Origin of the sequence: Streptomyces sp. NPDC005761 (genome assembly GCF_040630635.1) — a bacterium.
In the GTDB taxonomy this organism is placed as follows: domain Bacteria; phylum Actinomycetota; class Actinomycetes; order Streptomycetales; family Streptomycetaceae; genus Streptomyces.
On sequence record NZ_JBEXXX010000102.1, the window covers coordinates 1 to 2,759 of the forward strand.

Sequence of the window (2,759 nt, forward strand, 5' to 3'; positions counted from 1 at the left end):
ACCCCACGCTCCACCACCAGATGACGCGCGAACACCCGGCCCAACGTCCCCGTACCACCCGTCAACAACACCGTCCCCACAGAACCGAACTCCACCGCTGCCCCCGCACCACCGGACGGCACCACGCGCTGCAACCGGCCCACATGCGCACGGCCGTCACGCACCACCACCTGCGACTCACCCAGGGCAACCACTCGCGCCGCCTCGGCGAGTGTGCCCAGCTCACCGTCCAGCAAGACGATCCGTCCCGGGTTCTCCGACTGTGCCGAGCGCACCAGACCCCACACCGCAGCACCCGCCACGTCCGCCGGCCCCTCACCCGGCAACCCGACAGCGCCCGCTGTCCGCACCACCAGCCGGGCATCAGCAAACCGCTCATCAGCCAGCCACTCCTGCACCACCCCCAACACCTCACACACCGCACCCCGCACACCATCCGCAGAGCCGATTCCCACCCCACCAGCACGCACCGACTCGAACACCACCACATCCGGCACGTCGCCCGCCGCATCCACAGCATCAGCCCAACGCCCCACCGCCAGCTCAGCGTCCGGCAGTGCGACCTCCGGCCACTCCACCCCGAACAGCGAACCCCACGCGCCGGACTCGGCCGCCGCGCGCCTCTCCCCTTCCACCGAACGCAGCACGAGCGAGCCCACCGACGCCACGACCCCGCCACCGGCATCGGCCAGCACCACCGACACCCGGCCCTCACCCACCACCGACACACGGACCCGCACCACCGACGCACCCACCGCACCCAACGACACACCCGACCACGCGAACGGCAACGCCGCACCCTCACCCACCGCACCCGACAACGCCACCCCATGCAACGCCGCATCGAACAGTGCAGGGTGCAAGGCGTAGGTGCCGGGCTCGATCCCTTCGGGGAGCCCCACCTCGGCGAAGACGTGCTCGTCGGTCCGCCACGCCGCGCTCAGGCCGCGGAAGGCAGGTCCGTAACGCAGACCCTCCTCGGCCATGCCGTCGTAGAACCCGTCCAGATCAACCGGCTCCGCACCGGCCGGCGGCCACTGCCCGTCGACCCAGGCCACGTCGGCGGCTCCGGGTGCTTCAGCTGTGGCGACGAGCGAACCAGTTGCATGGCGCACCCATGGCAGACCCGCCGTCTCGCCCCGCGAGTACACGGTGACCGTTCGCCGGCCGGTGTCGTCGGAGGAGCCGACGACGACCTGAAGGGCGACGCCCCCATGCTCCGGAAGCACGAGCGGCGACTCAAGCGTCAGCTCTTCGAGCCCGGCGTACCCGACTTCGTCCGCTGCCCGCAGTGCCAGCTCCACGAAACCCGTGCCGGGGAAAAGAGCTGCGTCACCGACCGCGTGATCGGCCAGCCAGAGCTGGGCCCCGGTGGACAGTCGGCCTGTCAGGATCACGCTGTCGGCGTCCGGCGAGGTGACGACCGCGCTCAGCAGGGGGTGCCCGGCCGGCTCCTGCCCGATCGATTCGAGGTCGGCGCCGTGTTGCTCGCCGACGATCCAGTAGTTCTGGTGCTGGAAGGCGTACGTCGGCAGATCGACGCGGCGGGCACCCGAACCCTCGAAGAAGCCGGCCCAGTCGACCGAGGTGCCAGTGACGTGCAGCTGCCCAAGCGCCATCACGGCCGACGCCACCTCGGGGCGCCCCTTGCGCACCAACGGAACGAAGACCGCCGACTCCGACTCCACCGACTGCTGCGCCATCCCACTCAGCACACCATCCGGACCCACCTCGACGAACGACGTCACCCCACGCGAAGCAACAAACGACACCGCATCCGCGAACCGCACCGCCTCACGCACATGCCGCACCCAATACCCGGCCGAACCCCACCCCTGCGCCAGATCCCCCGACACACCCGACACCACAGGAACCGACGGGGCACCGAACGACAGCCCGGCCACCGCCGCCCCGAACTCCGCCAACATCGGCTCCATCAACGGCGAGTGGAACGCATGCGACACCCGCAACGCACTCGTCCTGCGACCCTGACCGGCGAACTTCCCCACCAGATCAGCAACCGCCCCCTCCGCACCCGACACCACCACAGACCGCGGCCCGTTGACCGCAGCGATCCCCACCTCACCATTCAGCAACGGAAGAACCTCAGCCTCCGTCGCCTCCACCGCCACCATCGACCCACCAGCCGGCAACGCCTGCATCAACCGGCCACGAGCCACCACCAACTCAGCCGCATCACTCAGGGACAGCGCACCGGACACATGCGCGGCCGCGATCTCACCCACCGAATGACCCACCAGGAAGTCCGCACGCACCCCCCACGACTCCACCAACCGGAACAGGGACGTCTCCACCGCGAACAGGCCCGCCTGGGCGAACATCGTCCCGTTCAACAGACCGGTGTCCTCACCCCACACCACCTCACGCAACGACCGACCCAACCGGCCATCCAGCTCCCCCACCACCGCATCAAAGGCCGCCGCGAACACCGGATACGCCTCATACAGCTCCCGGCCCATCCCCAACCGCTGCGCACCCTGCCCCGTGAACAAGAACGCCACCTTGCCCACCGGCTGCACCGAACCCCGCACCACCGAAGCCGCAACCCCACCCTCGGCCAGCACGGTCAGGCCCCGCACCAACTCCTCACGGTCACCGACCGCAACCACCGCACGATGCTCCAACACCGCCCGCGACACCACCGACGAAAAACCCACATCCAGCACAGCGACAGACTCGCCCAGCTGCTCCAGCAGCTTCCCGGCCTGAGCCGACAGACCCGCCTCGCTCCGCGCCGA

Annotated in this window: 1 protein-coding gene; it reads right to left on the reverse strand. The window is 69.7% G+C overall.

The features are described 5' to 3' along the window. Positions 1-2,687, reverse strand: a 2,687-nt coding sequence (locus ABZ434_RS36025) for a type I polyketide synthase (protein ID WP_359146315.1), incomplete at its 3' end; no start/stop codon positions are given. Between the last annotated feature and the right edge of the window lie 72 nt (positions 2,688-2,759).